The sequence below is a fragment of the Pantoea sp. Taur genome (assembly GCF_009830025.1).
GTDB lineage: Bacteria > Pseudomonadota > Gammaproteobacteria > Enterobacterales > Enterobacteriaceae > Pantoea > Pantoea communis.
The window spans coordinates 31547-58037 of sequence record NZ_SZZZ01000004.1 but is presented as its reverse complement, the minus strand read 5'-3'; the positions used below and the strand labels follow the sequence as shown (position 1 = coordinate 58037).

The window sequence follows — 26491 nt, the reverse complement described above, 5'->3', positions numbered from 1 at the left end:
CAGCATTTGTCCCTGCGTTGTATTATCGAATATATAACGTAACAAGGAGTAAAAAATGCTGAAAATCAATTACCGCTGGGCTGCTGTTACCGTACTGACTGTTTCCATGGCCAGTCACGCCGTGGCGGCAGAGAAGATCACCGTGTTTGCTGCGGCATCGTTAACCAATGCGATGCAGGATATTGCCACGCAATATCAGAAAAAGAGCGGCGTTGAAGTGGTATCGTCCTTCGCCTCTTCATCCACTTTGGCACGCCAGATTGAACAGGGCGCGCCGGCCGATCTGTTTATCTCTGCTGATCAGCAGTGGATGGACTATGCGGTGGATAAAAAGAGTGTGGTGGAAAACACCCGCTACACCTTGTTGGGCAATGATTTAGTATTAGTGGCACCGAAAAGCGACAGCGCAAAAGCGGTCACTATCAATGCAAAAACTGACTGGAAAAGTTTGCTGAAAGGCGAACGTCTGGCGGTGGGCGATCCGGATCATGTCCCGGCCGGGATTTATGCCAAAGAAGCGCTGCAAAAGCTGGGCGCGTGGGATACGGTGTCGCCGCAGCTTGCACCGGCTAACAACGTCCGTGCCGCATTGGCGCTGGTCGAACGCAATGAATCACCGTATGGCATCGTGTACGGTTCTGATGCGGTTGCCAGTGACAAAGTGCAGGTAGTAGGACGCTTCCCGGACGATAGCCACAAGCCAGTGGAATATCCGATGGCGGTGGTAAAAGATCATCAGAACGCAACGGTTGAAGCCTTCTATAAATATTTGCAGGGGCCGGACGCCGCTGCTGTGTTTAAACAGTATGGATTTGCGCCGAAGAAATGATACTCAGTGATCCCGAATGGCAGGCCGTTTTTCTCAGCTTAAAAGTCTCCAGCGTAGCGGTGCTGTTTAGCTTGCCGTTTGGCATCATGATGGCCTGGATTCTGGCACGTTGCCGGTTTCCAGGTAAAACCTTACTCGACAGTCTTATCCATTTACCGCTGGTATTGCCACCGGTGGTGGTGGGATATCTGTTGCTGATTGCACTGGGCCGACGTGGATTCATCGGCGAGTGGCTTTACGACTGGTTCGGTTTCACCCTGGCCTTTAGCTGGCGTGGGGCGGTACTGGCTTCGGCCGTGATGGCTTTTCCGCTGATGGTGCGGGCGATTCGTCTGGCACTGGAAGCGGTGGATACCAAACTGGAACAGGCAGCACGCACGCTCGGTGCCGGTCGCTGGCGCGTGTTCTTCACTATCACCTTGCCGCTCACGCTCCCGGGCATCATTGTCGGCACCGTTCTCGCTTTCGCCCGTTCACTGGGTGAGTTTGGCGCCACCATCACCTTCGTTTCCAATATCCCCGGCGAGACGCGCACCATTCCCTCGGCGATGTTCACCCTGATTGAAACCCCCGGCGCAGAAGGCACTGCCGCACGCTTGTGTGCGGTGGCCATTGCGCTGGCGCTGTTATCGCTGGTGGCCTCTGAGCTGTTGGCACGTTGGGGCCGTAAGCGGCTGGGGGCAGCCTGATGCTTAATCTTAATATTTCCCAGTTGCTGGGCGATCACCAACTGGACGTCAACGTGCAGGTTCCCGGCAGCGGCATTACGGCTGTTTTTGGTGTATCCGGTGCGGGCAAAACGTCGCTGATCAACGCGATTGGCGGTTTGACACAGCCACAAAGCGGCCAGATTCAGCTCAACGATCGTCTGCTGTTTGATTCGGCGACGCAGGTCAATCTGCCGCCGGAAAAACGCCGCGTTGGCTATGTGTTCCAGGACGCTCGGCTGTTTCCGCACTATCGGGTGCGCGGCAATTTGCAATATGGCATGGCTGCTGCCATGAAGCCGCAGTTTAACGCGCTGGTGGCATTACTGGGCCTTGAGCCTCTGCTGAGCCGTTTTCCGGCCTCGTTGTCAGGCGGCGAGAAACAACGTGTGGCGATTGGCCGCGCGCTGCTCACCGCGCCAGATATTTTGTTGATGGATGAGCCGCTGGCGTCGCTGGATTTACCACGCAAGCGCGAATTGATGCCGTATTTGCAAAAGCTGGCGATACAGGTCGATATTCCGATTCTCTACGTCTCGCACAGCCTGGATGAAATTCTGCAACTGGCGGACAACGTGCTGGTGCTCGACAACGGCAAAGTCAAAGCCTTTGGCTCGCTGGAGAAGGTGTGGAGCAGTGCAGCCATGCGCCCGTGGCTGCCGATAGCCGATCGCAGCAGCGTGCTCAGAGTGCAGGTTCTGGAACAGCATCCCGATTACCCGATGACGGCACTCTCTTTGGGGGATCAGCATATCTGGGTAAGCCGTGTTAACCAGCCGCTGAAAACGGCACTTCGTATTCGTATCGCGTCCGGTGATGTGTCACTGGCCTTACAGCCGCCACAAAACACCTCGGTGCGCAATATCCTGCCAGCTCAGGTGGTCGAGTTATTGGAGATTGACGATCAGGTGGAAGTGAAGTTGCGCATTGGCATTAGCGAGCTGTGGGCGCGAATTTCCCCCTGGGCGCGCGACGAGTTGGGAATCCGGCCCGATCAATGGCTGTATGCGCAAATTAAGAGTGTGGCGATCACGGCTTGACCTTAGGGTCATCAAGGGCGATCAGACAAAATGTGTGCGATGTGCGGATGAAAGCACCCGGTGTGACCCTCATTATTAACGCTGAGATGCAGCAGCGGCCGCACCTTAAACATTCGCAAGGTGCGCCGTGATGCGCACCGCGAACATCCTGTGTTTACAGGACTTCCTGATAAATCACTTCGGCAATACCTGGCTCCAGATTGGTGCCAATCACCTTTTTGCTGCGCGCTTTAATCGCCTCATCAGCATTGCCCATCGCCACGCCTAAACCGACCTGTTCCAGCATGCTGAGATCGTTGTAGTTATCGCCGAACGCCAGCACATCCTGCATGCTGAAGCCCTGGCTCTCTACCCACTGTGCCAGACGCTTGCCTTTGCTGTTGCCCGCCTGCGCGATATCCACCTGATCGTGCCACGACCATTCACACGCCAGGCCGAGTTCGGCTTCAGTGCGTTCAGCAAACTGCTGCAATGCACGGGTGTCAGGATGGGAAAGAGCGAACTTCCAGATGGATTGCGCATCCAGCGCCGCCTGCGCCAGGCTTGGCACCTGCAGGAACAGAGGACGCTGCGCTTCCGGCAGGGATTGTGCCCAGTTCAGGGTGCGGGTCACATGGCCTGTCGGCTCCTGATACAGCATCGCATCATCGACATACAGCAGGCCGTGAATGTTCTCCTGATCGAGCATCTCAATCACGCGGCTCGCCTGGCTTTTTTCCAGCGGATCGGAAGCCGATACTTTTTTCGCCTGATAATCGTACAAGTAGGTGCCGTTACAGCAGATTGCGGGTGTATCCAGCTGCAGCGCCTGATAAAAAGGATGAATGGCGCAGTGGTGACGACCGGTCACAATCAGCACTTTGACTCCCGCCTGTTGTGCGCGGGCTAAAGCTTCGATCGATTCAGGCAAAATGGTTTTAGTAGGGGTCAGCAGGGTGCCGTCGAGGTCAAGGGCGATTACGCGGTAGCTCATTACACTTTCCGTCCGGGAGTTAGCAAAGCATTGAGTCTACACCCGGCAGCGGCCCTGAGACAAAAAACAGGGCACAAATGAATCCAGCGCGGCAAAATGAAACGCGCTACAGTTATCCCTTTCATCAGGCAGCGAATAAGGAAAAACGCATGAAACAAGTCGTGTATACCGCCAGTCCAGAGAGCCAGCAGATTCACGCATGGCAGTTGCAGGAAGATGGCGCACTGACGTTATTGCAGGTCACGGACGTGGCCGGTCAGGTGCAGCCGATGGTGGTGAGCCCGAAGAAAGATTTCCTCTATGTCGGCGTTCGTCCGAATTTTCGCGTGTTAGCGTACCGCATTGCGGCCGATGGTTCCCTGAGTCTGGCGGGTGAAGCGCCACTGCCGGGCAGCCCAACGCACATTTCGACCGATCGCCAGGGTAAATTCCTGTTCTGCGGTTCTTACAATGATGCATGCGTTAGCATCAGCCCGATCGACAGCGACGGTTTACCGCAAGCCCCAAGCCAGGTGATTGGCGGCATGGATGGCTGCCACTCAGCCAATATCGATCTCAGCAACCAAACGCTGTTTGTACCGGCACTGAAGCAGGATCGTATCTGCCTGTTCCAGCTTAACGCCGATGGCACTCTGGCACCGCGTGAACAAGCACAGGTCACCACGGTTGAAGGTGCAGGCCCGCGTCATATGGCATTCCATCCAAATGGCGCGTACGGCTATGTGGTGAATGAACTTGATAGCACAGTGGATGTGTGGGCACTGAACAACGTGCATGGTCAGGTTGAGCGTGTGCAGAGTCTGGATATGATGCCAAAAGATTTCAGCGACACGCGCTGGGCGGCCGATATCCATATCACGCCAGACGGCCGTTTCCTCTACGCCTGTGATCGCACCAGCAGCACCCTTACTGCATTTAGCATCAGCGAAGATGGCTCAGTGCTGGCGATTGAAGGTTATCAGCCGACCGAAACTCAGCCGCGCGGCTTCAATATCGATAACAGCGGTCAGTATCTGGTGGCGGCAGGGCAGAAGTCGCACCATATCGAAGTCTACAAGATTGCCGATCGTGGTCTGTTGCAACCGCTGGCGCGTTACGCGGTGGGACAAGGCCCGATGTGGGTGGTGATTCACACCCTGGATTGATGATAAAACGGCGCCATTCGGCGCCGTTCTCATTTTAAGAATACAGAACTGTGATCGACGCGCTTGCCAGTGCATGGAAGTGCACATTAAAGCCGACCATGGCGCCGCTCGCGCCGGCGTCGACATCAATCTTATCGGTGTCCATCGCGTGCACAGTAAAGATATAGCGATGCGGATCACCCTGTGGTGGTGCTGCGCCACCGTAACCGGTTTGACCGAAGTCGGTACGGGTTTGAATCGCACCCTGCGGCACCTCGACCACGCCTGAACCAGAGCCTTGTGGCAGCTCGGCGACGTCAGCCGGAATATTTGCCACGACCCAGTGCCACCAGCCAGAACCGGTGGGTGCATCTGGATCGAAACAGGTCACGACAAAGCTCTTTGTCCCAGCAGGCACTTCATCCCACGCCAGATGGGGAGACAGATTGTCACCCTGACGTCCCATCCCATTGAAAACGTGACGTTCGGGCATTTTATCGCCGTCTTTAAAATCCTGGCTAACTACGCGCATGACTTCTCCTTTTTCCGTTGTGCAGTGTGCTCTCCATCATGGTGGAAAACGCGCGCCACTTCCAGTTCGCTTAGGCCAGGAAATGTGCCTCAACGTCCAATGCCGCGCGCACCGCCTGGGTTAACTGCGCCAACTCTGCGGCAGAAATCAGATAAGGTGGCATCAGATAGATCAGCTTGCCGAACGGCCTAATCCATACGCCACGCTCGACAAAGAATTGCTGCAGCGCCGCCATATTGACCGGTGAACGCGTTTCAATCACACCAATCGCGCCCAGCACGCGTGCATCCACCACCGCATGATGCTCACGCAACGGCAACAACTCACGACGCAGTTGCTGTTCAATCGCCGCCACCTGCGCAGGCCAGAGTCCCTCGTTGATCATTGTCAGGCTTTCAACAGCCACCGCACAGGCTAGCGGATTGCCCATAAAGGTCGGGCCATGCATAAAGCAGCCCGCCGCACTGCGGCTGATGGTGTCGGCCACTTCGCGCGTGGTCAACGTGGCGGAGAGCGTCATGGTGCCGCCGGTCAGCGCTTTACCGAGGCAGAGAATATCTGGCGTAATCCCGGCGTGTTCACAGGCAAACAGCTTGCCGCTGCGGCCAAAGCCGGTGGCGATTTCATCGGCAATCAGCAGGATACCGTAGCGGTCGCACAGCTCACGCACCTGTTGCAGGTAGCGCGGGTGATAGAAACGCATACCGCCTGCGCCTTGCACAATCGGTTCAAGGATCACCGCGGCAATGTCGCGATGGTGCGTCTCGGCTAACCGGGCGAAATCAGCGAAGTCCGTATCGTTCCACTCGTCATCAAAAGCGCACTGCGGCGCAGCGGCAAACAGATGCTCGGGCAGATAGCCGCGCCACAGACTGTGCATCGAATTTTCCGGATCGCACACCGACATCGCGGCAAAAGTATCGCCGTGGTAGCCACGTTTTAACGTCAGGAATTTTTGTCGCGTTTCACCGCGCCCCAGCCAGTACTGCAACGCCATTTTCATCGACACTTCGACGGCAATCGACCCCGAATCGGCAAGGAACACGCACTCCAGCGCTTCCGGGGTCATCTCGACCAGTTGGCGGCTTAACGCCACCGCCGCCGGATGAGTAATGCCACCAAACATCACGTGTGACATCTGCGCCATTTGCTGCGTCAGCGCCTTGTTGAGACGAGGATGGTTATAGCCATGAATCGCTGCCCACCACGACGACATACCGTCGACCAGTTCGCGTCCATCGGCCAGCTGGAGCTGGCAACCGTGCGCCGCGACCACTGGATAACAGGGCAGGGGATCGCGCATTGACGTGTAAGGATGCCAGATATGCTGGCGGTCAAAGTTGAGGTCGTCTTGGGTGAACATCGATCTTGTAAACCATTTTGAAAAGATTTAGTTTACAAGTATAACCACGTTAATCGTCGGGATGAACCCCTTTTTTTGGAGTAAGCAATGGCAAACCGCTGGACACTGACACAAGCCCAGGCTCTGTTCGATAAACCTTTCCTTGAGCTGATGTTCGAAGCGCAGCAAGTTCACCGTCAACATTTTGACCCGCGCCAGGTGCAGGTTAGTACGCTGCTGTCGATCAAAACCGGTGCCTGCCCGGAAGACTGTAAATATTGCCCGCAGAGTGCGCGCTACAAAACCGGGCTGGAGTCCGAACGGCTGATGGAAGTGGAAGCGGTGCTGGAATCGGCGCGTAAAGCCAAAGCGGCAGGATCGAGCCGCTTCTGTATGGGCGCTGCGTGGAAAAACCCGCACGAACGCGACATGCCGTATCTGGAGCAGATGGTGCAGGGCGTTAAAGCCATGGGCATGGAAACCTGCATGACGCTGGGCACGCTGGATAACACCCAGGCGGAGCGTTTGGCCAGCGCCGGGCTGGATTTCTACAACCACAACCTCGATACCTCGCCGGAATTCTACGGCAGCATCATCACCACCCGCAGCTATCAGGAACGCCTGGATACGCTGGATAAAGTGCGCGGCGCAGGTATCAAAGTCTGCTCTGGCGGCATCGTCGGCCTGGGTGAAACCGTGAAAGATCGTGCCGGCTTGCTGGTGCAGCTGGCGAACCTGCCGACCCCGCCAGAAAGCGTGCCGATCAACATGCTGGTGAAAGTCAAAGGCACGCCACTGGCCGATAACGATGACGTTGAGCCGTTCGACTTTATCCGCACTATCGCCGTGGCGCGTATCATGATGCCATCGTCACACGTCCGCCTGTCCGCGGGTCGTGAGCAGATGAGCGAACAGACGCAGGCAATGTGCTTTATGGCCGGTGCTAACTCGATTTTCTACGGCTGCAAGCTGCTGACCACGCCAAACCCGGAAGAGGACAAAGATCTGATCCTGTTCCGCAAGCTGGGCCTGAATCCAGAACATACCGCCACTACCGCCGGTGATAACGAACAGCAGTATCAGCTCAGTGAGCAGCTGGTGCACGCTGATACCGAGCAGTTCTACAACGCGGCGGTGTGATGGGCTGGTCATCTCGCATCGAACAGGCGCTGGCGGCGCGACGTGATGCCGATGGCTGGCGTCTGCGACGCCGGGTTGAACACAACAGCGTGCGCGAGATAACGCTGGAGGGGCGTTCATACCGTCACTTCTCCAGCAATGATTATCTCGGGCTGAGCCAGCATCCGGCGGTGATTGCGGCCTGGCAACAGGGCGCGGCAGAGGCGGGTGCGGGAGCGGGCGCATCGGGTCATGTGACGGGCTATAGCCGTCATCATGCGCAGTTAGAAGAGCAACTGGCTGACTGGCTGGGTTACAAGCGTGCGCTGCTGTTTATCTCTGGCTTTGCCGCCAACCAGGCGGTGATCCACCTGCTGGCTGAAAAGCAGGATCGCATCCTTGCCGATAAGCTGGCACATGCTTCGTTACTGGATGCCGCCAGCCACAGCCCGGCCACATTACGCCGCTTTGCACACAACCAGCCGGAGAGCCTGGCAAAACTGCTGGCTAGCCCGTCGGAAGGCGGTACGCTGGTGGTGACCGAAGGCGTATTCAGCATGGATGGCGACAGCGCACCGCTCGCTGCCCTTGCTGAAGAGACGCGCCGCGCCAACGGCTGGCTGCTGGTGGATGATGCGCACGGCATTGGCGTGCACGGTGAGCAGGGGCGCGGCAGTTGCTGGCAGCAGGGCGTGAAGCCGGAATTGCTGATTGTCACGTTTGGCAAGGGCTTTGGCGTCAGCGGTGCAGCGCTGCTGTGTGACGATGCCACAGCGGATTACGTCGAGCAGTTCTCTCGCCATCTGATCTACTCCACCGCGATGCCACCGGCACAGTGTTGTGCGCTGCTGGCGGCGCTGCACCAGATCCAGCAGGGCGATGAACTGCGTGAGCGGCTGAATAGTCATATTGCGCGATTCCGGGCGGGTGCCGCTGATTTGCCTTGGCAACTGATGTCATCAGCCAGTGCTATTCAGCCGTTGATCGTCGGGGAAAACAGCGCGGCGCTGGCGTTGTCACAACGACTGGCACAAGCGGGATGCTGGGTTAGCGCCATTCGGCCGCCAACGGTGCCGCCGGGCACGGCGCGGCTGCGCATTACGCTCACTGCTGCCCATCATAACGACGATATTGATCGTCTGCTGGAGGCGCTGTATGACGCTGCAGGTTAACAAGCAGGCGGTCGCCAAAGCGTTTGGCCGTGCCGCACAGCATTATGAGCAGCATGCCGAGCTGCAACGACAAAGCGGCGATGCGCTACTGGCGCTGGCACCCGCGGGGTTCGGGCCGCATCTGCTGGATGCGGGCTGTGGCACCGGTTGGTACAGCCGCTACTGGCGCGATCGTGGACGCGAACTGACGGCGCTGGATCTCTCCAGCGCGATGCTGGACGCCGCGCGCGAGCAGTGCTCGGCGCAGCACTATCTGCAAGGCGATATCGATCATCTGCCGCTGCCGGATGCGTGCGTCGATGGCGTGTGGAGCAATCTGGCGGTGCAGTGGAGCAGCGATCTGCGCCTGGCGTTGCAGCAGTTTTTGCGCGTCACACGGCCGGGTGGCAGCGTGCTGTTCTCAACCTTGCTCGATGGCTCCCTGCATGAAGTGCATGAAGCCTGGGCTCGGTTAGATGGCCGTCAGCACGCCAATCGTTTTCTCAGCGCAGCGCAGTTCTCTGCCGCTCTCACAGGCTTACCGGCGCAGTGCCAGCCGCAGACTATCACGTTGCATTTCCCCAGCGCGCTGAGTGCCATGCGTTCTTTGAAAGGCATTGGTGCTACGCATCTGCACGACGGCCGTGGCGCACAGCCGCTCACACGCTCGCAGCTCACGCAACTGGAGCAGCACTGGCCGCAGGATACGCAGGGTTATCGTCTTAGTTATCACTTGATGTACGGAGTTTTGAGCAAATGACACGCTGGTTTATTACCGGAACGGATACCGAAGTGGGCAAAACGGTCGCCAGTGGCGCACTGTTGCAGGCGGCAAGCGCAGCAGGTTTACGCACCGCAGGATACAAGCCCGTGGCATCGGGCTGCGAGATCACCCCAGAGGGCGTGCGTAACAGTGATGCGCTGGCGTTGCAGCGCTACAGCAGCCTGGCGCTCAGCTATGAGCAGGTGAATCCACTGGCATTTGTCGAGCCGACATCACCGCATATTGTCAGCGCGGAAGAGGGCAGGCCGATTGCGTTTTCTGCGCTGTCAGCCGGATTGCGCGCGCTGGAGCAGCAGGCCGAATGGGTATTGGTTGAAGGTGCGGGCGGCTGGTTTACGCCATTATCCGAGACGCAGACCTATGCTGACTGGGTCGAAGCGGAACAACTGCCGGTGATTCTGGTGGTGGGGGTGAAGCTGGGTTGTATTAACCACGCGATGCTGACAGCGGAAGCGGTGAAGGCGCGAGGGTTGCGGTTAGCCGGTTGGATTGCCAATGATATTCAGCCGCCAGGTAAACGACATGCCGAGTACATGGCCACGCTGCGTCAACGTATTGATGCACCGTTCCTCGGTGAAATTCCCTATCTGGACAGCGAAACACAACAGGCCGAGTGCGGTCAGTATTTAACGTTGCCGCAGTCATGAGCCTGTTTCAGATGCGCATTCATGCGCACTCTATTTCATACCGCCCGTAGGATCGTGATGGATGGCGATTCGATGTCAGGTACGCAACAGTGCGCACCTGACATCATTTCGTCCGTAGGGCCGCCATAGACCAGCACCTCAAATGTCAGATTGTGATGCAACATTTTGGCTGCAGTTCATCGATAGCGACCACATCATCAGGTCGCTGTCAGCCACTTATTCACCGTCACATCATCCAGCAAAGCGACTTTACCCTGCGCCACATTGCGACCACGGTGAAGCAGTAGGAAATAGTCTGCCACGCGGCGGATGAAGGAGACATGCTGCTCCAGCAGTAAAATGGTCAGGCCGTAATCGCGATTAAGACGGCGGATCAGGTTGCCCATCTCCTCTTCCAGCCACGGCGACATTCCTTCGGTCGGCTCATCCAGAATCAGCAGTTTAGGTTGCAGCACCAATGCTCGCGCCAGTGCCAGCTGCTGCTGTTGATCCATCGGCAATTCGCCACTGCGCTGATGACGCAAGGAATAGAGTGCCGGGAACAGATCAAACACCATTTCAGGAATGGCACGGCTGCGATCGTCCTGAGCGGCCATCAGCGCGATCATTAAATTATCTTCCACGCTCATCTGCGAAAAGATATGGCGACCTTGCGGCACATAGCCAATCCCCATGCGCGCACGCTGTTCGGCGGGCTGCAGCAACAAATTCTCGGGTGGCGAGCCATCTTCCTGCCAGATCATTGAGCCACTGTTAATGGGCAAGCGACCCATAATGCAGTTCACCAGCGTGGTTTTGCCCATGCCAGGACTGCCCAGCACACCCGTACAGGTGCCGGGCGGCAGATCGAGATCCACATCCCAAAGGATATGGTTGTGACCGTAAAACTGATTCACCGAACGTAAACTCAGCATCTGACATACTCCTTCCAGATTATTTGCCTGAATGCTCCCGCTCTGTGTCGTCTGGCATACAGTCGTGCACGATTAAGGTGGACACTGCTGTTGATGGCCTGCAAGGCAAGCCGTATGGACTCGTCACTCCATCGTTAAACTACTGCAATTACCAGGCCAGGTTAATGGAACGGGATATTCTGAGTCAGAATCCAGCGAAAGCGGGCTTAAAAGGTGAGAAATACTTAATAATCCCACTGAGTAATAACCTGACTGCACTTTGACGGTGCTGAATGCTTAACGTTTCTGGTGCATCTGTTCACTGATAAGGCAATCACTGAAGAAATAAGTGGTCTTAAGGCACGGTTTTTACGAGAACAATGGTGCTTGACTTGCCAAAAGGATAGTTAAAGCGGTTTAAGGCAGCCGGAAAAAAAAACGAAAAAAAAATATTTCGCACGCCAGGATAAGAGCGGGGAAAATTATACACAGCTGATGGGCTCGGGGCTGGATTCAGTTATCCACTATTCCTGTGGATAACCTTGTGCATTAGCGACTGAAAACCGCGTGGAAGCGAGGAAATACGCGGCCTGCATACATTATGCTGCGAAACTGGACTTTAGAGCCATTACCAATAAAATCAGCAGGTTAATTAAAAGCAAGCCTGAGATTTTTCTGCCTTGTCATCGGACTGCAATTTAATGACGCTCTCTTGACAAATGTTAAAAGCGTCACGGCTCTGGGGATAACCTTGCGCAACAAGCTTTTGCCTTTTGCCGCTTAAATTGCACTGAAGCGAGACAGGTGCTTTCCCCGTTATCGTGCAAGATATCTGTAAATATATCCAGTATTTTTTTCTGGCAAATTCGTCATAGCAGAGTAGAATTATCAGCCTGCTCGCTGACATCTTCTGCAGGAACCGCAAAACCATGAGTAAAGCCTTCAAACTCAACTCTGATTTCAAACCTTCAGGCGATCAGCCTGAGGCCATTCGTCGTCTTGAAGAGGGGCTGGAGGATGGTCTCGCACATCAAACCCTACTGGGGGTAACCGGATCGGGTAAAACCTTTACCATCGCCAACGTGATTGCCGATCTCAATCGCCCGACGATGGTGATGGCACCGAACAAAACGCTGGCGGCGCAGTTATACGGTGAGATGAAAGAGTTCTTCCCGGATAACGCCGTGGAGTTTTTTGTCTCTTATTACGATTACTACCAGCCTGAAGCCTATGTGCCGAGTTCCGACACCTTTATTGAGAAGGATGCGGCGGTCAACGAACACATTGAACAGATGCGTCTCTCAGCCACCAAAGCGATGCTGGAGCGCCGTGATGTGATTGTGGTGGCCTCGGTCTCGGCGATTTACGGCCTGGGCGATCCCGATCTCTATCTGAAAATGATGCTGCACCTTACGCGCGGCATGATTATCGACCAGCGCAGCATTCTGCGCCGTCTGGCGGAGCTGCAGTATACCCGCAACGATCAGGTGTTCCAGCGTGGCACCTTCCGCGTGCGTGGCGAAGTGATCGACATCTTCCCGGCTGAATCCGACGACATCGGCTTGCGTGTCGAACTGTTTGACGAGGAAGTTGAGCGTCTGTCGCTGTTCGATCCATTGACCGGGCAGATTGAGTCCGTGATCCCGCGTTTCACCATCTATCCGAAAACGCACTACGTGACGCCACGCGAACGTATTCTGCAGGCGATGGAAGAGATCAAAGTCGAGCTGGTGGATCGTCGCAAGGTGCTGCTGGAGAACAATAAACTGCTGGAAGAGCAGCGCATCAGCCAGCGTACCCAGTTCGATCTCGAAATGATGAACGAACTCGGCTACTGCTCTGGCATTGAAAACTACTCGCGCTATCTCTCGGGTCGCGGTCCGGGCGAGCCACCGCCGACCTTATTTGACTACCTGCCCGCCGATGGATTGCTGGTGGTGGACGAATCGCACGTTACCATCCCCCAGATTGGCGGCATGTATCGCGGCGACCGCGCACGTAAAGAGACGCTGGTAGAATATGGCTTCCGCTTGCCTTCGGCGCTGGATAACCGTCCGATGCGTTTTGAAGAGTTTGAAGCGCTGGCACCGCAAACCATCTATGTTTCGGCCACGCCGGGTAACTATGAGCTGGAAAAATCCGGTGACGAAGTGATTGATCAGGTGGTACGTCCCACCGGGCTACTGGATCCGATTCTGGAAGTGCGTCCGGTCGCCACTCAGGTGGATGACTTACTATCAGAAATTCGCAAACGCGTGGCGATCAATGAACGTGTGCTGGTCACTACGCTGACCAAACGCATGGCGGAAGATCTTACCGAATATCTGGTGGAGCACGGCGAGAAGGTGCGCTATCTGCACTCCGATATCGATACGGTTGAACGTATGGAGATCATTCGTGATTTGCGTCTCGGTGAGTTCGATGTGCTGGTGGGCATCAACTTACTGCGCGAAGGTCTCGACATGCCGGAAGTGTCGCTGGTGGCGATCCTCGATGCGGATAAAGAGGGCTTCCTGCGTTCCGAACGCTCACTGATTCAGACTATTGGCCGTGCGGCGCGTAACATCAACGGTAAGGCGATTCTGTACGCTGATAAGATCACCCCTTCGATGGAACGCGCGATGGGAGAAACCGAACGTCGTCGAGAGAAGCAGCAGCGTTACAACGAAGAGAATGGCATTGTGCCGCAGGGCCTCAACAAGAAAATCACCGATATTCTTGAGCTGGGCAAAAACGTGGTGAAAACGCGCGGTAAGGGCAAAACCGCCTCACGTGTGGCGGCAGAAGAGGAGGCCAACTATCTGGCGCTGACGCCACAAGCCATGCAGAAGAAAATTCACGAACTGGAAGTGCAGATGCAGCAGCACGCGCAGAATCTGGAGTTCGAAGAGGCCGCCAGTGTGCGCGACCAGTTGCACCAGCTGCGCGAGTTGTTTATCGCCGCCTCCTGATAGAAGCGAGAGGGTTTTGGCCGTCATCAAATGACGGCCCGACGAAAGCTTTCGTTATGTCCTGTGAATAGCGCCCCCTACGCTGGCAGCGTTCTATACCTCTCTGCGTAGAGAGCGCAATCACGCGCACCACTTTCGCAAGGTCACACCGCCTGAATCGCATGTTCCAATGCAATCCGCAGCAGCTGGCGGTCGTGACGATACTTAATATCGGCGGCCTCCAGCGGTTCACGCACAATCAGGCGATCTTCCACGCCGCTCACGTCCGCGGACGGACTGACCACCACGGCATCAATCACTCGCCTGCCAATGGCTTTCTCCATCATCGCCAGTTTATCGGCCACCGTCAGGCTGGCGGCCGGGCTTAACTCACGTCCAAGATTGCCAATAAACACCATGGTGGCGGGCGTACGGCGCAGCGCGCGTGCCATCTCCTCCATCAGCAGAATTGGCATCAGGCTGGTGTAAAAACTGCCTGGGCCAATCAGGATCAAATCCGCTTCCGCAATCGCATCCAGTGCTTCTTTAGTGGGAGTGACATTGGGATGCAGCATCAACTCTTGCGGCGGTAGCTTCATTTCATCAATTGCCGTTTCGCCATACACCATATTGCCTTCGCAATCCTGCGCCACCAGGTCTACCGGTTGCTCCGACATCGGAATCAAGAAGGCATCGACTTTGAGCAGATTGCGAATGATGTTGATGGCTTCCAGCGGCCGCACGCTAAGGTGATCGAGCGCTTTGAGCATCAGATTACCGAGGTTGTGACCGGCCAGCTCGCCGTTACCGGCAAAACGGTATTCAAACATTGCCGAGGCTACGCTCGGTTCCATGATCAACTGGTTCAGGCAATTACGCATATCTCCCCAGGCAATACCGCCTTCCGAACGACGAATGCGTCCGGTGGATCCGCCGTTATCGGTGGTGGTCACGATGCCGGTCAGGCGTGAGCCCAGCGGTGCCAGCGCCGACATCACACGACCCAGGCCGTGCCCGCCGCCCAGTGCTACCACGCGATCCAAATCTGCCAGGGTACGATTCATGCTGTTCCTTTTAACGGACAACTGCAGGTTGTCGTGCAGTTGAAGTGATGTGTATCAATATCTGTCGCGCATTTTACCGTATCCTGCGGCGAAAATGCGGTGAAAAAACGTTATGTATCAATATATATAGCGAAATTCACTGATGGATGCGAGGGAGAAATCGCGCTACCATTCGAATTAACCGTGTTGTCCATAATGACAACAGACTCCCAAGCCTTGCATGCCTAAGTCATAACGATATGGATGCCTGGCCGCAGCATCGCTGCCAGGGTGCAGAAAGAAATGACTGCATCTCCCGTATTTGGAAAGGTGTTCAGGTGCCACAATTTACAGATGCCTATGCGCGCAGCTTCTACTACTTGCGCCTGTCGGTCACGGATGTGTGTAACTTCCGTTGTACCTACTGTTTACCCGATGGCTATAAACCGAACGGTAATCACAACAAAAGTTTCCTCTCGCTGGACGAGATTCGTCGCGTGACGCGTGCCTTTGCGGCGGCGGGCACGGAAAAAGTGCGCCTGACCGGCGGCGAACCCTCTATGCGCCGTGACTTCACCGATATCATCGCCGCAGTGCGTGAAAACGCCGCCATTCGCCAGATCGCCGTGACCACTAACGGCTATCGCCTGGCGCGTGATGTGCGTGCGTGGCGTGACGCGGGACTCACCAACATCAACGTCAGCGTCGATAGCCTCGATGCACGCCAGTTCCACGCCATCACCGGCCAGGACAAATTTGCGGAAGTGATGGCCGGAATTGATGCTGCGTTTGACGCCGGTTTCGAGAAGGTCAAAATCAATAGCGTGCTGATGCGCGATCTCAACAGCCACAGCCTGGCGACTTTCCTTGACTGGATCCGCACCCGCCCGATTCAGCTGCGTTTTATTGAGCTGATGGAAACCGGTGAGGGCGGCGATCTGTTCCGTCGTCATCACATCTCGGGCGAAGTGATTCGCGACCAGTTGATCCTGCAGGGTTGGCAGCTTCAGCCGCGTGGACGCAGTGACGGTCCGGCGCAGGTGTTCCGCCATCCTGACTATCAGGGCGAAGTCGGTTTGATCATGCCTTACGAAAAAGATTTCTGCGCCAGTTGCAACCGTCTGCGCGTGTCAGCCATGGGCAATCTTCATCTGTGCCTGTTCGGCGACGGCGGCGTCTCGCTGCGCGATTTACTGGCATCCGACGATCAGCAGGGCGAGCTACAGGCCCGCATCGCCCACAGTCTCGGGCAGAAAAAGCAGACGCATTTCCTGCATCAGGGCAACACCGGCATGACACAAAACCTCTCTTTCATTGGCGGCTAAACACAGGAGTTACAGCCATGGGTAAACCTACCGGCGAGTTTGTCGCCTTGAATGTGGCGGTGATGACCGTCTCGGACAGCCGTGATGCCAGCAATGATAGCTCGGGCGACTACTTGCGTGAGGCACTGACAGAAGCCGGGCACCAGGTGGTGGATCGCGCGATTGTGCCTGATAACCGTTACCGCATTCGCGCCACCGTGTCGCGCTGGATTGCCAGTGATGATGTGCAGGTGGTGATCGTCAATGGCGGCACCGGATTTAATAGCAAAAACAGTACGCCGGAAGCGCTGCTGCCGTTGTTCGACCGTGAAATTGACGGCTTTGGCGAACTGTTCCGCATGATCTCATACGAAGAGATTGGCAGTTCCACGCTGCAATCACGCGCGGTGGCCGGGCTGGCGAACCAGACGCTGATTTTTGCCGTGCCGGGATCGACCAACGCCTGCCGCAGCGGCTGGGAACGTATCATTGAAGAACAGCTGGATGCACGCACGCGCCCTTGTAATTTTGTCTCTCATTTGAAGAAGTTGTAAGCATGTCATCATTAACTCATATCAATGCTGCCGGCGAAGCCCACATGGTGGATGTCTCCGGTAAAAACGAAACAGTGCGTGAAGCCCAGGCTGAAGCGCTGGTGCTGATGAGCGCGGAAACGCTGCAGATGATCATCGACGGCAGCCATCATAAAGGCGACGTGTTCGCCACGGCGCGCATTGCCGGGATCCAGGCCGCGAAACGCACCTGGGAGTTGATCCCGCTGTGCCATCCGCTGATGTTGAGCAAGGTGGAAGTGACGCTGGTGGCCGAGCCTGAGCACAACCGCGTGCGCGTCACCTCTCGTTGCCGCCTGACCGGGAAAACCGGCGTCGAGATGGAAGCGCTGACCGCCGCATCGGTGGCCGCGCTGACCATTTACGACATGTGCAAAGCGGTGCAGAAAGATATCGTGATCGATCAGTTGCGTTTGCTCAGCAAAAGCGGCGGCAAATCCGGCGATTTTCAGGCGGTGGCACATGATTAAGGTGCTGTTTTTTGCCCAGGTGCGTGAATTGACCGGCACCAGCGCGTTAGAGCTGAAACCGGAATATCAGGATGTAGCAACCTTGCGTGCAGCGCTGGCGGAGAGGAACGATCGCTGGGCGCTGGCGCTGGAATCCGGCAAATTGCTGGCAGCGGTCAATCAGACGCTGGTGCCGATGAGCCATCCGCTGCGTGCGGGCGATGAAGTGGCGTTCTTCCCACCGGTCACCGGAGGATGAGCATGAGCACACGCATTCGCGTCGGCGTTGACCCTTTTGATGTCGGCGAAGAGTATCGTCAACTTGCGGCGCATGACAGTGACGGCGCGGTGGTCACCTTCACCGGCAAAGTGCGCAATCACAATCTCGGTGACAGCGTGGCCGCTTTAACCCTGGAACACTATCCGGGTATGACGGAAAAAGCGCTGGCGGAAATAGTCGAAGAGGCGCGTCAGCGCTGGGCGTTGCAGCAGGTGACGGTGATCCATCGCGTGGGCGAACTGTTCCCTGGTGATGAAATTGTGTTTGTGGGCGTCAGCAGCGCCCATCGCAGTAGCGCATTTGCTGCTACCGAGTTCATCATGGATTACCTCAAAACCCGCGCACCGTTCTGGAAGCGTGAAGCCACCGAACAGGGCGATCGTTGGGTCGATGCGCGCGACAGCGACCATCAAGCCGCCGAACGCTGGAAGTAGCGCGTAAAACCGACCTGCTCTGATAGCCGTAGCGAGTTGAAAACGTTAAGGTACGGGTTTTGCTGGCCTGTCAGGGAACAAGATGAATACCACTAAAATGCTCAAAGGCGCGGCGCTGCTCACCGCGCTGGTACTGGCCGGATGTAGTACCAAAAAAGAACCGCAGGCCCCCGCGCGGCAACCTGCCGACGTCAAATCTCAGATTCAAAAGTTACTGCCGAGCGATGTCAGCCAAAAAAGCGCCTGGGCAGACGACATCTACACCGCGTTTCGCGTCCAGCAGATCGATCCCAGCGCCAGTAACGTCTGTGCGGTGATCGCGGTCACCGATCAGGAGTCCAATTTCAGTGCCGATGCGCCTGTGCCCGGTTTGCCCAAAATCGCCTGGGGTGAAATTGACCGCCGCGCCGCGAAAGTGCACGTTCCCGCCTTCTTAGTGCGCACCGCCTTACTGATTAAATCGCCCACCGGGGAAAGCTACGCCGCGCGACTGGATAAGGTGCGCAGTGAGAAAGAGCTGAGCGCAATTTTCGATGATTTCATCGATATGGTGCCGATGGGGCAGAAGCTGTTTGGCAATCTCAATCCGATTCACACCGGCGGCCCGATGCAGGTCAGCATTGAATTTGCCGAAGCGCATGCCAAAGGTTATCCGTATTCAATTGATGGCTCGATTCGCCGTGAAGTCTTCACGCGTCGTGGCGGCATCTATTTCGGTACGCTGCATTTGCTCGGCTATCCGGCGGATTACAGCCAGATGCTGTACCGTTTTGCCGATTTCAATGCCGGTTGGTACGCCAGCCGCAACGCCGCTTTTCAGGCAGCCGTAACGCGCGCCAGCGGCATTAAACTGGCGCTGGATGGTGATCTGATTATGTACGGCAGCGAGCAAGCGGGTTCCACCGAATTAGCGGTGCGCACGCTGAGCAAGCAACTGGATATGAGCAATCGGGAAATTCGTCGCGACCTGGAGAAGGGCGATACGGAAAGCTTCAGCAGCAGCACGCTCTGGAAGCAGACGTTTATTCTGGCTGATAAAATGGCCGGTAAACGCCTGCCGCGCGAGATGCTGCCGGGCATTAAACTGGAGAGTCCGAAAATCACCCGCAATCTGACTACCGCCTGGTTTGCCCAGCGCGTAAATGGCCGATATCAGCAGTGCTTGACGCGTCGTTGACGCAATGCGGTGTAGACTCCACACTTAGAGCGTTTGTCTAACTTAAAGAGGTGCATCATGGACCGATATCCACGTAATGATTCAATCGTGCAGCAGGCGTCAACCGGGCTGCAGACATATATGGCGCAGGTCTATGGCTGGATGACCTGCGGCTTGCTGCTGACCGCGTTTGTCTCCTGGTTTGCAGCGCGCACGCCGGCGGTGATGGAGCTGGTGTTTGCAAATCGCATCACCTTCTTCGGGCTGATCATTGTGCAGCTGGCGGTAGTCTTTGTGCTGTCGGGCATGGTGCATCGTCTGAGCAGTACCTTAGCCACCGGGCTGTTTATGCTCTATTCAGCGTTAACGGGCCTGACGCTGGCGAGTATTTTCCTCGTCTACACCTATTCCTCTATCGCCAGCACCTTCTTCGTGACAGCGGGCATGTTCGGTGCCATGAGCTTCTACGGTTACACCACCAAGCGCGATCTCAGCCGCTTTGGCAGCCTGCTGTTTATGGCGCTGATTGGTATTGTGCTGGCGTCACTGGTGAACTTCTGGCTGAAAAGCCCGGCGCTGATGTGGGCGATCACCTATATCGGCGTAGTTGTGTTTGTCGGTCTGACCGCTTATGACACCCAGAAACTGAAATCGATTGGCGAAACCATCAACGTTAATGACAAAGAGAATCTGCGTCGCTACTCAATCATGGGTGCATTGACGCTGTATCTCGACTTCATCAACCTGTTCCTGATGTTGCTGCGTATTTTCGGCAACCGCCGTTAACTCTGCAGCACCGCTTCTGGCTGGTATCAATGCGCCTCCTGCAACATCCGAACAGGATGCTTGTAGGGGGCACAATGGATTTTGGTCCGCGCGCCACAACGTAGATCCTTTCAATCTGTACAGAATTTTGTTGGGGCGCCATTGAGGGCGCCCACCGCGCGTGAGTAATTTCTCCCCGATTATCCCGCGTCCGATTTGGCCATCTTCTGTTCATTCTTCTGCCGCAGATGTTTTGCGCGACTCTCCAGCATCAGATACAACACCAGCGCCAGCAGCAGCGGCAAAATAAAGTACAGCACGCGATAGGCCAGCAGGGCGGCAATGATGGTGCCGTGCGAAACATGCTCGCCAGCCAGCAGCGCCAGAAATACCGCTTCAAGCACCCCGATGCCCGCCGGAATATGAATGATCACCCCCGCAATACTGCTGATCAGTAACACCCCCAGTACCTGCGGATAATCCACCTGACGCGCCAGCAGCAGCCAGATAATGGTGCCCATCACCAGCCAGTTCGCGCTGGAGACGGCAAACTGAATCAGCGCCATGCGCAGCGAGGGCAGCTGTAAATGTTGCCCCTTTATCGTCCAGCGACGTTTTTTCGCAAAGGCGCAGGCCCACAAATAAATCGCCACCAGCACTAACAGCACGGCACCAATAATGCGCAAAGTGTTTTCGCCAATAAACCAGCGCGGCGGAATCGGCACCATGCCGGCGACAAACACCACGCCCGCCAACAGGAGATAGCCCAGCCAGTTGGTGGCAATACTCATGGAAAAGATGCGTGTGATGGTGCCCCCGGGCAGGCCAAGCCGTGAATAGAGGCGATAGCGCATCGCCACGCCGCCGACCCAGGTGCTGAGCGTCAGGTTAAAGGCGTAGCAGATAAACGACACCAGCATCACCTGACGCTTCGCCAGCTTGTGTCCACAGTAGGCGCGACCGATTAAGTCATACACGCCATAGGTGAGATAGCTGACCACCACCAGCGCCGCTGCGCCCAGCACCACATAGCGGTTGTAGCCGACGATCACCTGATACACGTCCTGCCAGTTCACTTTGCGCGCGTAGATCACCAGCAGTACGATCACCGCAATAAAGAACAGCCAGGTGAGGATTTTCTTGGCGCACTGCCAGCGCGAATGTTTTTTGCTCATCAGGGTTTCGCTCCTTCATTGCCGGTTTCGACCCGATCCTGGGTTTCCATTTCCGGTTGCACCGGGGGATCAACCTGCGCCAGCAGTGGCGTGTGCGCGGGCAACCAACCGGCAATGGCCGGGAAGTGGCGCAGGAAATGGAACACAATCACACTTTTGGTGAGATGCCACCAGGTGCGCGGCGGCAATTTGTCATCCTGCACACGCACACAATCGTGCTGAAGCAGGGTTTCCAGATTGTCACGCAGCGTCTGATTGAAAGTGCGATCGTGCACGATGAGATTGGCTTCCAGATTGAGCGATAAACTCAGTGGGTCGAGATTGCTGGAGCCTACCGTGGCCCAGTGCTGATCCTGCACCGCAATCTTGCCGTGCAACGGGCGGCGGCAATATTCGTAGACCTCAACCCCGGCATCCACCAGATAGTTGTAAAGCAGCTCGGCGCCCACTTTGACAATCGGCATATCCGGTTCACCCTGCACGATCAGCCGTACACGCACGCCACGCTGTGCGGCACTGCGCATTTCACGTAACAGGCGATAGCCAGGGAAGAAATAGGCATTAGCGATGATGACGTCCTGTTTGGCCTTGCGCAGCATATCGAGATAGTGCTGCTCAATGTCGTCGCGATGGTCGTCATTGTCGCGATAAACAAACAACACCTGCGCCTCACCGGGCATCGCATTAACCGCCAACCGCTGTGAACGTCCTCCCCACCAGCGTCGCGTGGTCTGCTTGCTACCGATGGCCTGCTGTACATAGCGAGCAATATCCAGCACCACCGGCCCCGTCACCTCGACCGCATAATCCTGCTTCGCCTCCGGGCCGTAATCGGTATTGTGCTCTGCAGAGAAGTTGATGCCGCCCACAAAGGCGAGGGCATCATCGACCACCACGATTTTACGATGCAGACGACGGAACACGTTGGTGCGCATGCCCAGCACCAGCGGGCGCGGATCGTAATAGAGAAAACGCACCCCGGCTTCCGTCAGCGTGTTCACAAAGGCGTCGGAGAGATCGTGTGAACCATAGCCATCCACCATCACTTCGACTTTCACGCCACGCTGCGCCGCCGCCAGCAGATCGCTATGCAGCGCGTTGCCGACGTCGTCTTCAAACAGAATAAACGTCTCCAGCAGCAGCGAACGCTCGGCACGCTGAATCGCTGCTGAAACGCAGGGGAAGAACTGCTCGCCGTTCTCCAGCAACCGCAACTGATTGCCCTCACGCCAGCTGAAATTCATAGGAAGATCTCCACGGCCAGGGGGGCGTGATCGGAAAGGTGTGACCAGGGTTTGACCGGCAGCGCCCAGGGCTGGCTCACGGTGGCGTTGCGGATATAAATACGATCGAGTCGCAGTAGCGGAAAACGTGCCGGGAAGGTACGTGCCGGGCGGCCGTTTTTCATGCTAAACACTTCCTGCAATCCCGCGCTGCGCTTCAGGAAGCGATTGGCGTGCACTTGCCAGTCGTTGAAATCTCCGGCCACCACCAGCGGCGCATCATGCGGCAGGGCATTGATGCGATCGCTCATCATCTTCATCTGCGCATGGCGATGCTGTGCTTTAAGCCCTAAATGCACACAGATGACATGCAGCGGATCGGGGCGATCCGGCAGGCGAATCTGGCAGTGCAACATGCCGCGCTTTTCACTTCCCGCCACAGAAATATCGAGATTTTCATATTCAATAATGGGGAAACGTGACAATATCGCGTTCCCGTGATGTCCCTCGGGATAAACTGCGTTACGGCCATAGGCAAAATCATGCCACATGGTATCGGCCAGATACTCGTAATGAGAGTTTTCCGGCCAGTTCTCAATGTGCAGTGAATGGATAGCGTGGGTGCCCATCACCTCTTGCAGGAAGACAATATCCGCCGAGGTGGCGCGGACTGCGTCACGCAATTCCGGCAGGATAAAGCGACGGTTAAAGCTGGTGAACCCCTTGTGGGTATTGATCGTCAGGACTTTAAATGAAAATCCTTGCGTGTTTTGTGGCATACTTCGACGCGCTCCTTTTCATCATCAACAGCACAAAGTGTAGTCTTTGTCACAAATGGGTGGTGAAGGGCGCAGAAAATTAGGGCGTTATCCGAAATTTGCTTTACATTGAGGAAATCCGTCTGGCCGCAGCCAGATACACTTGGGCGACCTGTTGGGTCTGCCAGGAGAAGAGAATGAAATGGTCTAATCGTGTTCAGATCGTTACCGGTCAAACCTGTTTGCATATTGCGATGCACCTGCTGGTGATCGCCGCGCTGGTTTGGGGCTGGAAACACAAGGCGCTGGTTGAAGTGAGCAGTACCCTGGTAGCAGCTTATGCGGTGGTGTTTATCGCCATGCTGGCTCTGCAGCGTAGTGCCCGTTTGCGTCGCATGGGTGACGCGCTGGAAGAAGTCACAACAACGTACTACTTCGGCGCAGCGATGCTGACGCTGTTCCTGATCTCCCGCTTCATCCACAACAATCTGTTGATCGGTTGCCTGGGCGTGGTGATGTTGGTGGGTCCGGCGCTGGTATCCTTGCTGGCGAAAGAACCCGCGCATCGCGTGGAGAAAAAGCGCAGCTAAGCGAAAGCTCAGTTGCGAACTGAAAGGAGCCGCATGCGGCTCCTTTTTTATGCGCAGCGCAATTACGGGCGCAGAGAGCAACGGCGCGACTCGTGCCACGACGGGAAGACTACCAACATCATGTTACAGCGCCGTGACTATTGTCAGTCGCGGTGGCAGCGGAAACCTGCTAAACTCCCGCCCTTACGCATGGTAGTTTGTGCCCTTTTCACACGTGAGCCCACCAGGCTTGCGTCATATACCCCCTGAAAACTACATCGCTGACGGCGAACAGGGCGGTTCGGAGTAATACACCTGCATGTCATTTGACTCTCTCGGCTTAAGTGCCGATATTTTGCGTGCGGTAGCGGAACAAGGCTACCAGGAACCGACGCCAATTCAGCGTCAGGCCATTCCCGTGGTGCTGGCGGGCCGTGACCTGCTGGCGAGCGCCCAAACCGGTACCGGTAAAACCGCCGGTTTCACGCTGCCACTGTTGCAGCGTCTTTCTGCCAATCCGAGCACGGCGCGTGGTCGCCGTCCGGTGCGTGCACTCATCCTCACCCCAACCCGTGAACTGGCGGCGCAGGTGGGCGAGAACGTTCGTGAATACAGTCAGTATCTTAATATCCGCTCACTGGTGGTCTTCGGTGGCGTGAGCATCAACCCGCAGATGATGAAACTGCGCGGGGGTGTGGATGTGCTGGTGGCGACGCCAGGCCGTCTGCTGGATCTGGCACATCAAAATGCGGTTGATCTGTCACAGGTTGAAATTCTGGTGCTGGATGAAGCGGATCGCATGCTCGATATGGGCTTCATCCACGACATTCGCCGTGTACTGGCGCGTCTGCCGGCAAAACGTCAGAACCTGCTGTTCTCTGCCACCTTCTCTGATGAGATCAAAACCCTGGCGGAAAAACTGCTGACCAACCCAGAGCAGGTTGAAGTGGCGCGTCGTAACACCGCCTCTGAGCAAGTTTCACAGCAAGTACACTTCGTTGATAAGAAGCGTAAGCGGGAACTGCTGTCGCTGATGATTGGTCGCGATAACTGGCAGCAAGTGCTGGTGTTCACCCGTACCAAACACGGCGCCAACCATCTGGCTGAACAGCTGAACAAAGATGGCATCACCGCAGCGGCAATCCACGGTAACAAAAGCCAGGGCGCGCGTACCCGTGCGTTAGCTGACTTTAAATCCGGTGGCATTCGTGTGCTGGTGGCAACGGATATCGCCGCGCGTGGTCTGGACATCGAAGAATTACCACACGTGGTGAACTACGAGCTGCCAAACGTGGCGGAAGATTATGTGCACCGTATTGGTCGTACCGGCCGTGCTGCGGCAACCGGCGCCGCGCTGTCACTGGTGTGTGTCGATGAACACAAACTGCTGCGTGATATTGAGCGTTTGCTGAAGCGTGAAATTCCGCGCATTGAGCTGGAAGGTTTCGAAGTGGACCCTAGCATCAAAGCGGAACCGATCCAGAACGGTCGCCAGCAGCAGGGTCGCGGCCAGGGCCGTGGTCAGGGTGGCCAGGGACGTGGGCAGGGCGGTAACGTCTCTCGTCCGCACAGCGGCAACGGTCAGCGTCCACAGGGTGGCAATGGCGCACGTCCACAAGGCGAAGCGCGTCCTGCACGTCGTCAGGGCAGCAGTGCCGCTCAAAACGCGCCAGCCGCCAACAGCGGTCGTCGTCGTCCGGCAGCGAAAAAGAGCGGGAACATCTAACGCGATGAGGGTATTACTGGCGCCGATGGAGGGCGTGCTGGATTCGCTGGTACGCGAACTGCTCTCCGGGGTAAATGATTATGATCTGTGCGTTACTGAGTTTTTACGCGTGGTCGATCAGCTGCTGCCAGTAAAATCCTTCTACCGTTTGTGTCCCGAGCTGCACAACAGCAGCCGAACGGCTTCCGGTACGCGCGTGCGTATGCAGCTACTCGGGCAATATCCTGAGTGGCTGGCAGAAAACGCCGCGCGTGCAGTAGAACTCGGCTCCTGGGGCGTCGATCTCAACTGCGGCTGTCCATCAAAACTGGTGAATGGCAGCGGCGGCGGCGCCACTTTACTCAAAGATCCTGAGCTGATTTATCGCGGCGCGAAAGCGATGCGCGAAGCCGTGCCCGATCACCTTCCCGTCACGGTGAAAGTGCGTCTGGGATGGGATTCGGGTGAGCGTCGCTTTGAAATTGCCGACGCAGTGCAGCAGGCCGGGGCCAGCGAACTGGTGGTGCACGGCCGTACCAAAGAAGATGGCTACCGCGCTGAGAGCATCAACTGGCAGGCGATTGGTGAAATTCGCCAGCGTTTGTCGATTCCGGTGATCGCCAACGGTGAGATCTGGAGCTGGCAGGATGCGCAAGACTGTCTGCGCATCACCGGTTGCGACGCGGTGATGCTGGGGCGCGGTGCGCTCAACATCCCGAACCTCGGCCGTGTGGTGAAATACAACGAAGCGCCGATGCCGTGGCCGCAAGTGGTCGAACTGCTGCTCAAATACACGCAGTTAGAGAAGCAGGGCGATACCGGCATGTATCACGTCGCCCGCATCAAACAGTGGCTCGGTTATCTGCGTAAAGCCTATAACGAAGCCGATGGGCTGTTCAGTGAGATCCGCACTCTGCGCGTATCTGCTGAGATTGCCACGGCAATTGAACGCCACGCCCTTCAGTTAACCGCACCGGTTTAACCCTT

The 26491-nt window shown here is 56.4% G+C and carries 27 protein-coding genes and 1 riboswitch; of the genes, 19 read left to right on the top strand and 8 right to left on the bottom strand.

Going from position 1 to position 26491, the window contains the following annotated elements; translation table 11 throughout:
* Positions 1-55 precede the first annotated feature (55 nt).
* From modA to modC, 3 genes are read left to right on the top strand one after another with little or no spacing between them, the layout of a single operon-like run.
* Entirely contained in the window at positions 56-829 is a 774-nt protein-coding gene (modA, locus tag FD744_RS07010; RefSeq protein ID WP_160867846.1) for a molybdate ABC transporter substrate-binding protein, read from the top strand.
* Positions 826-1518 carry a molybdate ABC transporter permease subunit gene (modB, locus tag FD744_RS07005; RefSeq protein ID WP_097117397.1) on the top strand — a complete coding sequence of 231 codons (693 nt, stop codon included), beginning with the start codon at positions 826-828 and terminating at the stop codon, positions 1516-1518. The genes modA and modB overlap by 4 nt, the downstream gene beginning before the upstream one ends.
* On the top strand, positions 1518-2576 hold the full coding sequence (gene modC, locus FD744_RS07000; RefSeq protein WP_160867845.1) for a molybdenum ABC transporter ATP-binding protein ModC: 1059 nt from the start codon (positions 1518-1520) through the stop codon (positions 2574-2576). The genes modB and modC overlap by 1 nt, the downstream gene beginning before the upstream one ends.
* A gap of 154 nt (positions 2577-2730) precedes the next feature.
* Here the strand turns inward: modC and FD744_RS06995 are convergent, their stop codons facing one another.
* Complete coding sequence (locus tag FD744_RS06995) at positions 2731-3549, bottom strand: pyridoxal phosphatase (protein ID WP_160867844.1); 819 nt, start codon at positions 3547-3549, stop codon at positions 2731-2733.
* A gap of 149 nt (positions 3550-3698) precedes the next feature.
* Between FD744_RS06995 and pgl the strand changes: the two genes are divergently transcribed.
* Complete coding sequence (gene pgl / locus FD744_RS06990) at positions 3699-4694, top strand: 6-phosphogluconolactonase (RefSeq protein ID WP_160832576.1); 996 nt, start codon at positions 3699-3701, stop codon at positions 4692-4694.
* 34 nt (positions 4695-4728) lie between these two features.
* On the opposite strand, the gene FD744_RS06985 is transcribed toward pgl, so the two are convergent.
* Entirely contained in the window at positions 4729-5205 is a 477-nt protein-coding gene (locus tag FD744_RS06985; RefSeq protein ID WP_160867843.1) for a kinase inhibitor, read from the bottom strand.
* A 70-nt stretch (positions 5206-5275) separates the two neighbouring features.
* Positions 5276-6568 (bottom strand): adenosylmethionine--8-amino-7-oxononanoate transaminase, encoded by a 1293-nt coding sequence (gene bioA / locus FD744_RS06980; RefSeq protein WP_160867842.1) that lies wholly within the window; start codon positions 6566-6568, stop codon positions 5276-5278.
* 87 nt (positions 6569-6655) lie between these two features.
* On the opposite strand from bioA, the gene bioB reads away from it, so the two are divergent.
* The 4 genes from bioB to bioD are packed head-to-tail and all read left to right on the top strand — an operon-like array spanning position 6656 to position 10248.
* Positions 6656-7687, top strand: a complete 1032-nt coding sequence (gene bioB / locus FD744_RS06975) for a biotin synthase BioB (RefSeq protein WP_034821141.1) — start codon at positions 6656-6658, stop codon at positions 7685-7687.
* Positions 7687-8838, top strand: coding sequence for an 8-amino-7-oxononanoate synthase (gene bioF, locus FD744_RS06970; RefSeq protein WP_160867841.1), 1152 nt, complete (start codon positions 7687-7689; stop codon positions 8836-8838). The genes bioB and bioF overlap by 1 nt, the downstream gene beginning before the upstream one ends.
* Positions 8822-9577, top strand: a complete 756-nt coding sequence (bioC, locus tag FD744_RS06965) for a malonyl-ACP O-methyltransferase BioC (protein WP_160867840.1) — start codon at positions 8822-8824, stop codon at positions 9575-9577. The genes bioF and bioC overlap by 17 nt, the downstream gene beginning before the upstream one ends.
* A complete protein-coding gene (gene bioD / locus FD744_RS06960) occupies positions 9574-10248 on the top strand; it encodes a dethiobiotin synthase (RefSeq protein WP_160867839.1) in 675 nt (224 codons plus the stop codon). Before bioC ends, bioD begins: the two co-directional genes overlap by 4 nt.
* Before the next feature lie 197 nt (positions 10249-10445).
* Here the strand turns inward: bioD and FD744_RS06955 are convergent, their stop codons facing one another.
* Entirely contained in the window at positions 10446-11162 is a 717-nt protein-coding gene (locus tag FD744_RS06955) for an ABC transporter ATP-binding protein (protein ID WP_034821129.1), read from the bottom strand.
* Positions 11163-12070: 908 nt separating this feature from the next.
* On the opposite strand from FD744_RS06955, the gene uvrB reads away from it, so the two are divergent.
* Positions 12071-14092 (top strand): excinuclease ABC subunit UvrB, encoded by a 2022-nt coding sequence (uvrB, locus tag FD744_RS06950; protein WP_034821123.1) that lies wholly within the window; start codon positions 12071-12073, stop codon positions 14090-14092.
* A gap of 143 nt (positions 14093-14235) precedes the next feature.
* Here uvrB and yvcK read toward each other — a convergent pair whose 3' ends face one another.
* On the bottom strand, positions 14236-15135 hold the full coding sequence (yvcK, locus tag FD744_RS06945; protein ID WP_034821119.1) for a uridine diphosphate-N-acetylglucosamine-binding protein YvcK: 900 nt from the start codon (positions 15133-15135) through the stop codon (positions 14236-14238).
* A 194-nt stretch (positions 15136-15329) separates the two neighbouring features.
* Positions 15330-15464: riboswitch (molybdenum cofactor riboswitch) on the top strand.
* On the opposite strand from yvcK, the gene moaA reads away from it, so the two are divergent.
* The 7 genes from moaA (at position 15453) to FD744_RS06910 (ending at position 20095) form a co-directional block, all read left to right on the top strand.
* Positions 15453-16439: a GTP 3',8-cyclase MoaA gene (moaA, locus tag FD744_RS06940; protein WP_160867838.1), complete on the top strand. Its 987-nt coding sequence runs from the start codon at positions 15453-15455 to the stop codon at positions 16437-16439. It overlaps the preceding riboswitch by 12 nt.
* Positions 16440-16456: 17 nt before the next feature.
* Positions 16457-16972, top strand: coding sequence for a molybdenum cofactor biosynthesis protein B (gene moaB / locus FD744_RS06935; protein WP_034821116.1), 516 nt, complete (start codon positions 16457-16459; stop codon positions 16970-16972).
* Positions 16973-16974: 2 nt separating this feature from the next.
* Positions 16975-17460, top strand: a complete 486-nt coding sequence (moaC, locus tag FD744_RS06930) for a cyclic pyranopterin monophosphate synthase MoaC (protein ID WP_038648103.1) — start codon at positions 16975-16977, stop codon at positions 17458-17460.
* Positions 17453-17698 carry a molybdopterin synthase sulfur carrier subunit gene (moaD, locus tag FD744_RS06925; RefSeq protein WP_058961608.1) on the top strand — a complete coding sequence of 82 codons (246 nt, stop codon included), beginning with the start codon at positions 17453-17455 and terminating at the stop codon, positions 17696-17698. The genes moaC and moaD overlap by 8 nt, the downstream gene beginning before the upstream one ends.
* A 2-nt stretch (positions 17699-17700) precedes the next feature.
* A complete protein-coding gene (gene moaE, locus FD744_RS06920) occupies positions 17701-18153 on the top strand; it encodes a molybdopterin synthase catalytic subunit MoaE (protein ID WP_160867837.1) in 453 nt (150 codons plus the stop codon).
* 82 nt (positions 18154-18235) lie between these two features.
* The gene (locus FD744_RS06915; protein ID WP_160867836.1) at positions 18236-19330 is read left to right on the top strand and encodes a DUF1615 domain-containing protein; all 1095 of its coding nucleotides are present in this window, start codon (positions 18236-18238) and stop codon (positions 19328-19330) included.
* Positions 19331-19387: 57 nt separating this feature from the next.
* Positions 19388-20095 carry a Bax inhibitor-1/YccA family protein gene (locus tag FD744_RS06910; RefSeq protein WP_034821101.1) on the top strand — a complete coding sequence of 236 codons (708 nt, stop codon included), beginning with the start codon at positions 19388-19390 and terminating at the stop codon, positions 20093-20095.
* Positions 20096-20274: 179 nt separating this feature from the next.
* Here FD744_RS06910 and FD744_RS06905 read toward each other — a convergent pair whose 3' ends face one another.
* The 3 genes from FD744_RS06905 to FD744_RS06895 are packed head-to-tail and all read right to left on the bottom strand — an operon-like array spanning position 20275 to position 23251.
* Positions 20275-21249 carry a lysylphosphatidylglycerol synthase domain-containing protein gene (locus FD744_RS06905; protein ID WP_160867835.1) on the bottom strand — a complete coding sequence of 325 codons (975 nt, stop codon included), beginning with the start codon at positions 21247-21249 and terminating at the stop codon, positions 20275-20277.
* Positions 21249-22493: a cardiolipin synthase ClsB gene (gene clsB, locus FD744_RS06900; protein WP_160867834.1), complete on the bottom strand. Its 1245-nt coding sequence runs from the start codon at positions 22491-22493 to the stop codon at positions 21249-21251. Before clsB ends, FD744_RS06905 begins: the two co-directional genes overlap by 1 nt.
* Positions 22490-23251, bottom strand: coding sequence for an endonuclease/exonuclease/phosphatase family protein (locus tag FD744_RS06895; RefSeq protein WP_160867833.1), 762 nt, complete (start codon positions 23249-23251; stop codon positions 22490-22492). The genes clsB and FD744_RS06895 overlap by 4 nt, the downstream gene beginning before the upstream one ends.
* Positions 23252-23427: 176 nt before the next feature.
* On the opposite strand from FD744_RS06895, the gene FD744_RS06890 reads away from it, so the two are divergent.
* The 3 genes from FD744_RS06890 (at position 23428) to dusC (ending at position 26486) form a co-directional block, all read left to right on the top strand.
* The gene (locus tag FD744_RS06890) at positions 23428-23820 is read left to right on the top strand and encodes a YbhQ family protein (RefSeq protein WP_034821088.1); all 393 of its coding nucleotides are present in this window, start codon (positions 23428-23430) and stop codon (positions 23818-23820) included.
* Positions 23821-24118: 298 nt separating this feature from the next.
* The gene (rhlE, locus tag FD744_RS06885; RefSeq protein WP_034821085.1) at positions 24119-25525 is read left to right on the top strand and encodes an ATP-dependent RNA helicase RhlE; all 1407 of its coding nucleotides are present in this window, start codon (positions 24119-24121) and stop codon (positions 25523-25525) included.
* A gap of 4 nt (positions 25526-25529) precedes the next feature.
* Positions 25530-26486, top strand: a complete 957-nt coding sequence (dusC, locus tag FD744_RS06880) for a tRNA dihydrouridine(16) synthase DusC (RefSeq protein WP_034821082.1) — start codon at positions 25530-25532, stop codon at positions 26484-26486.
* Positions 26487-26491 lie beyond the last annotated feature (5 nt).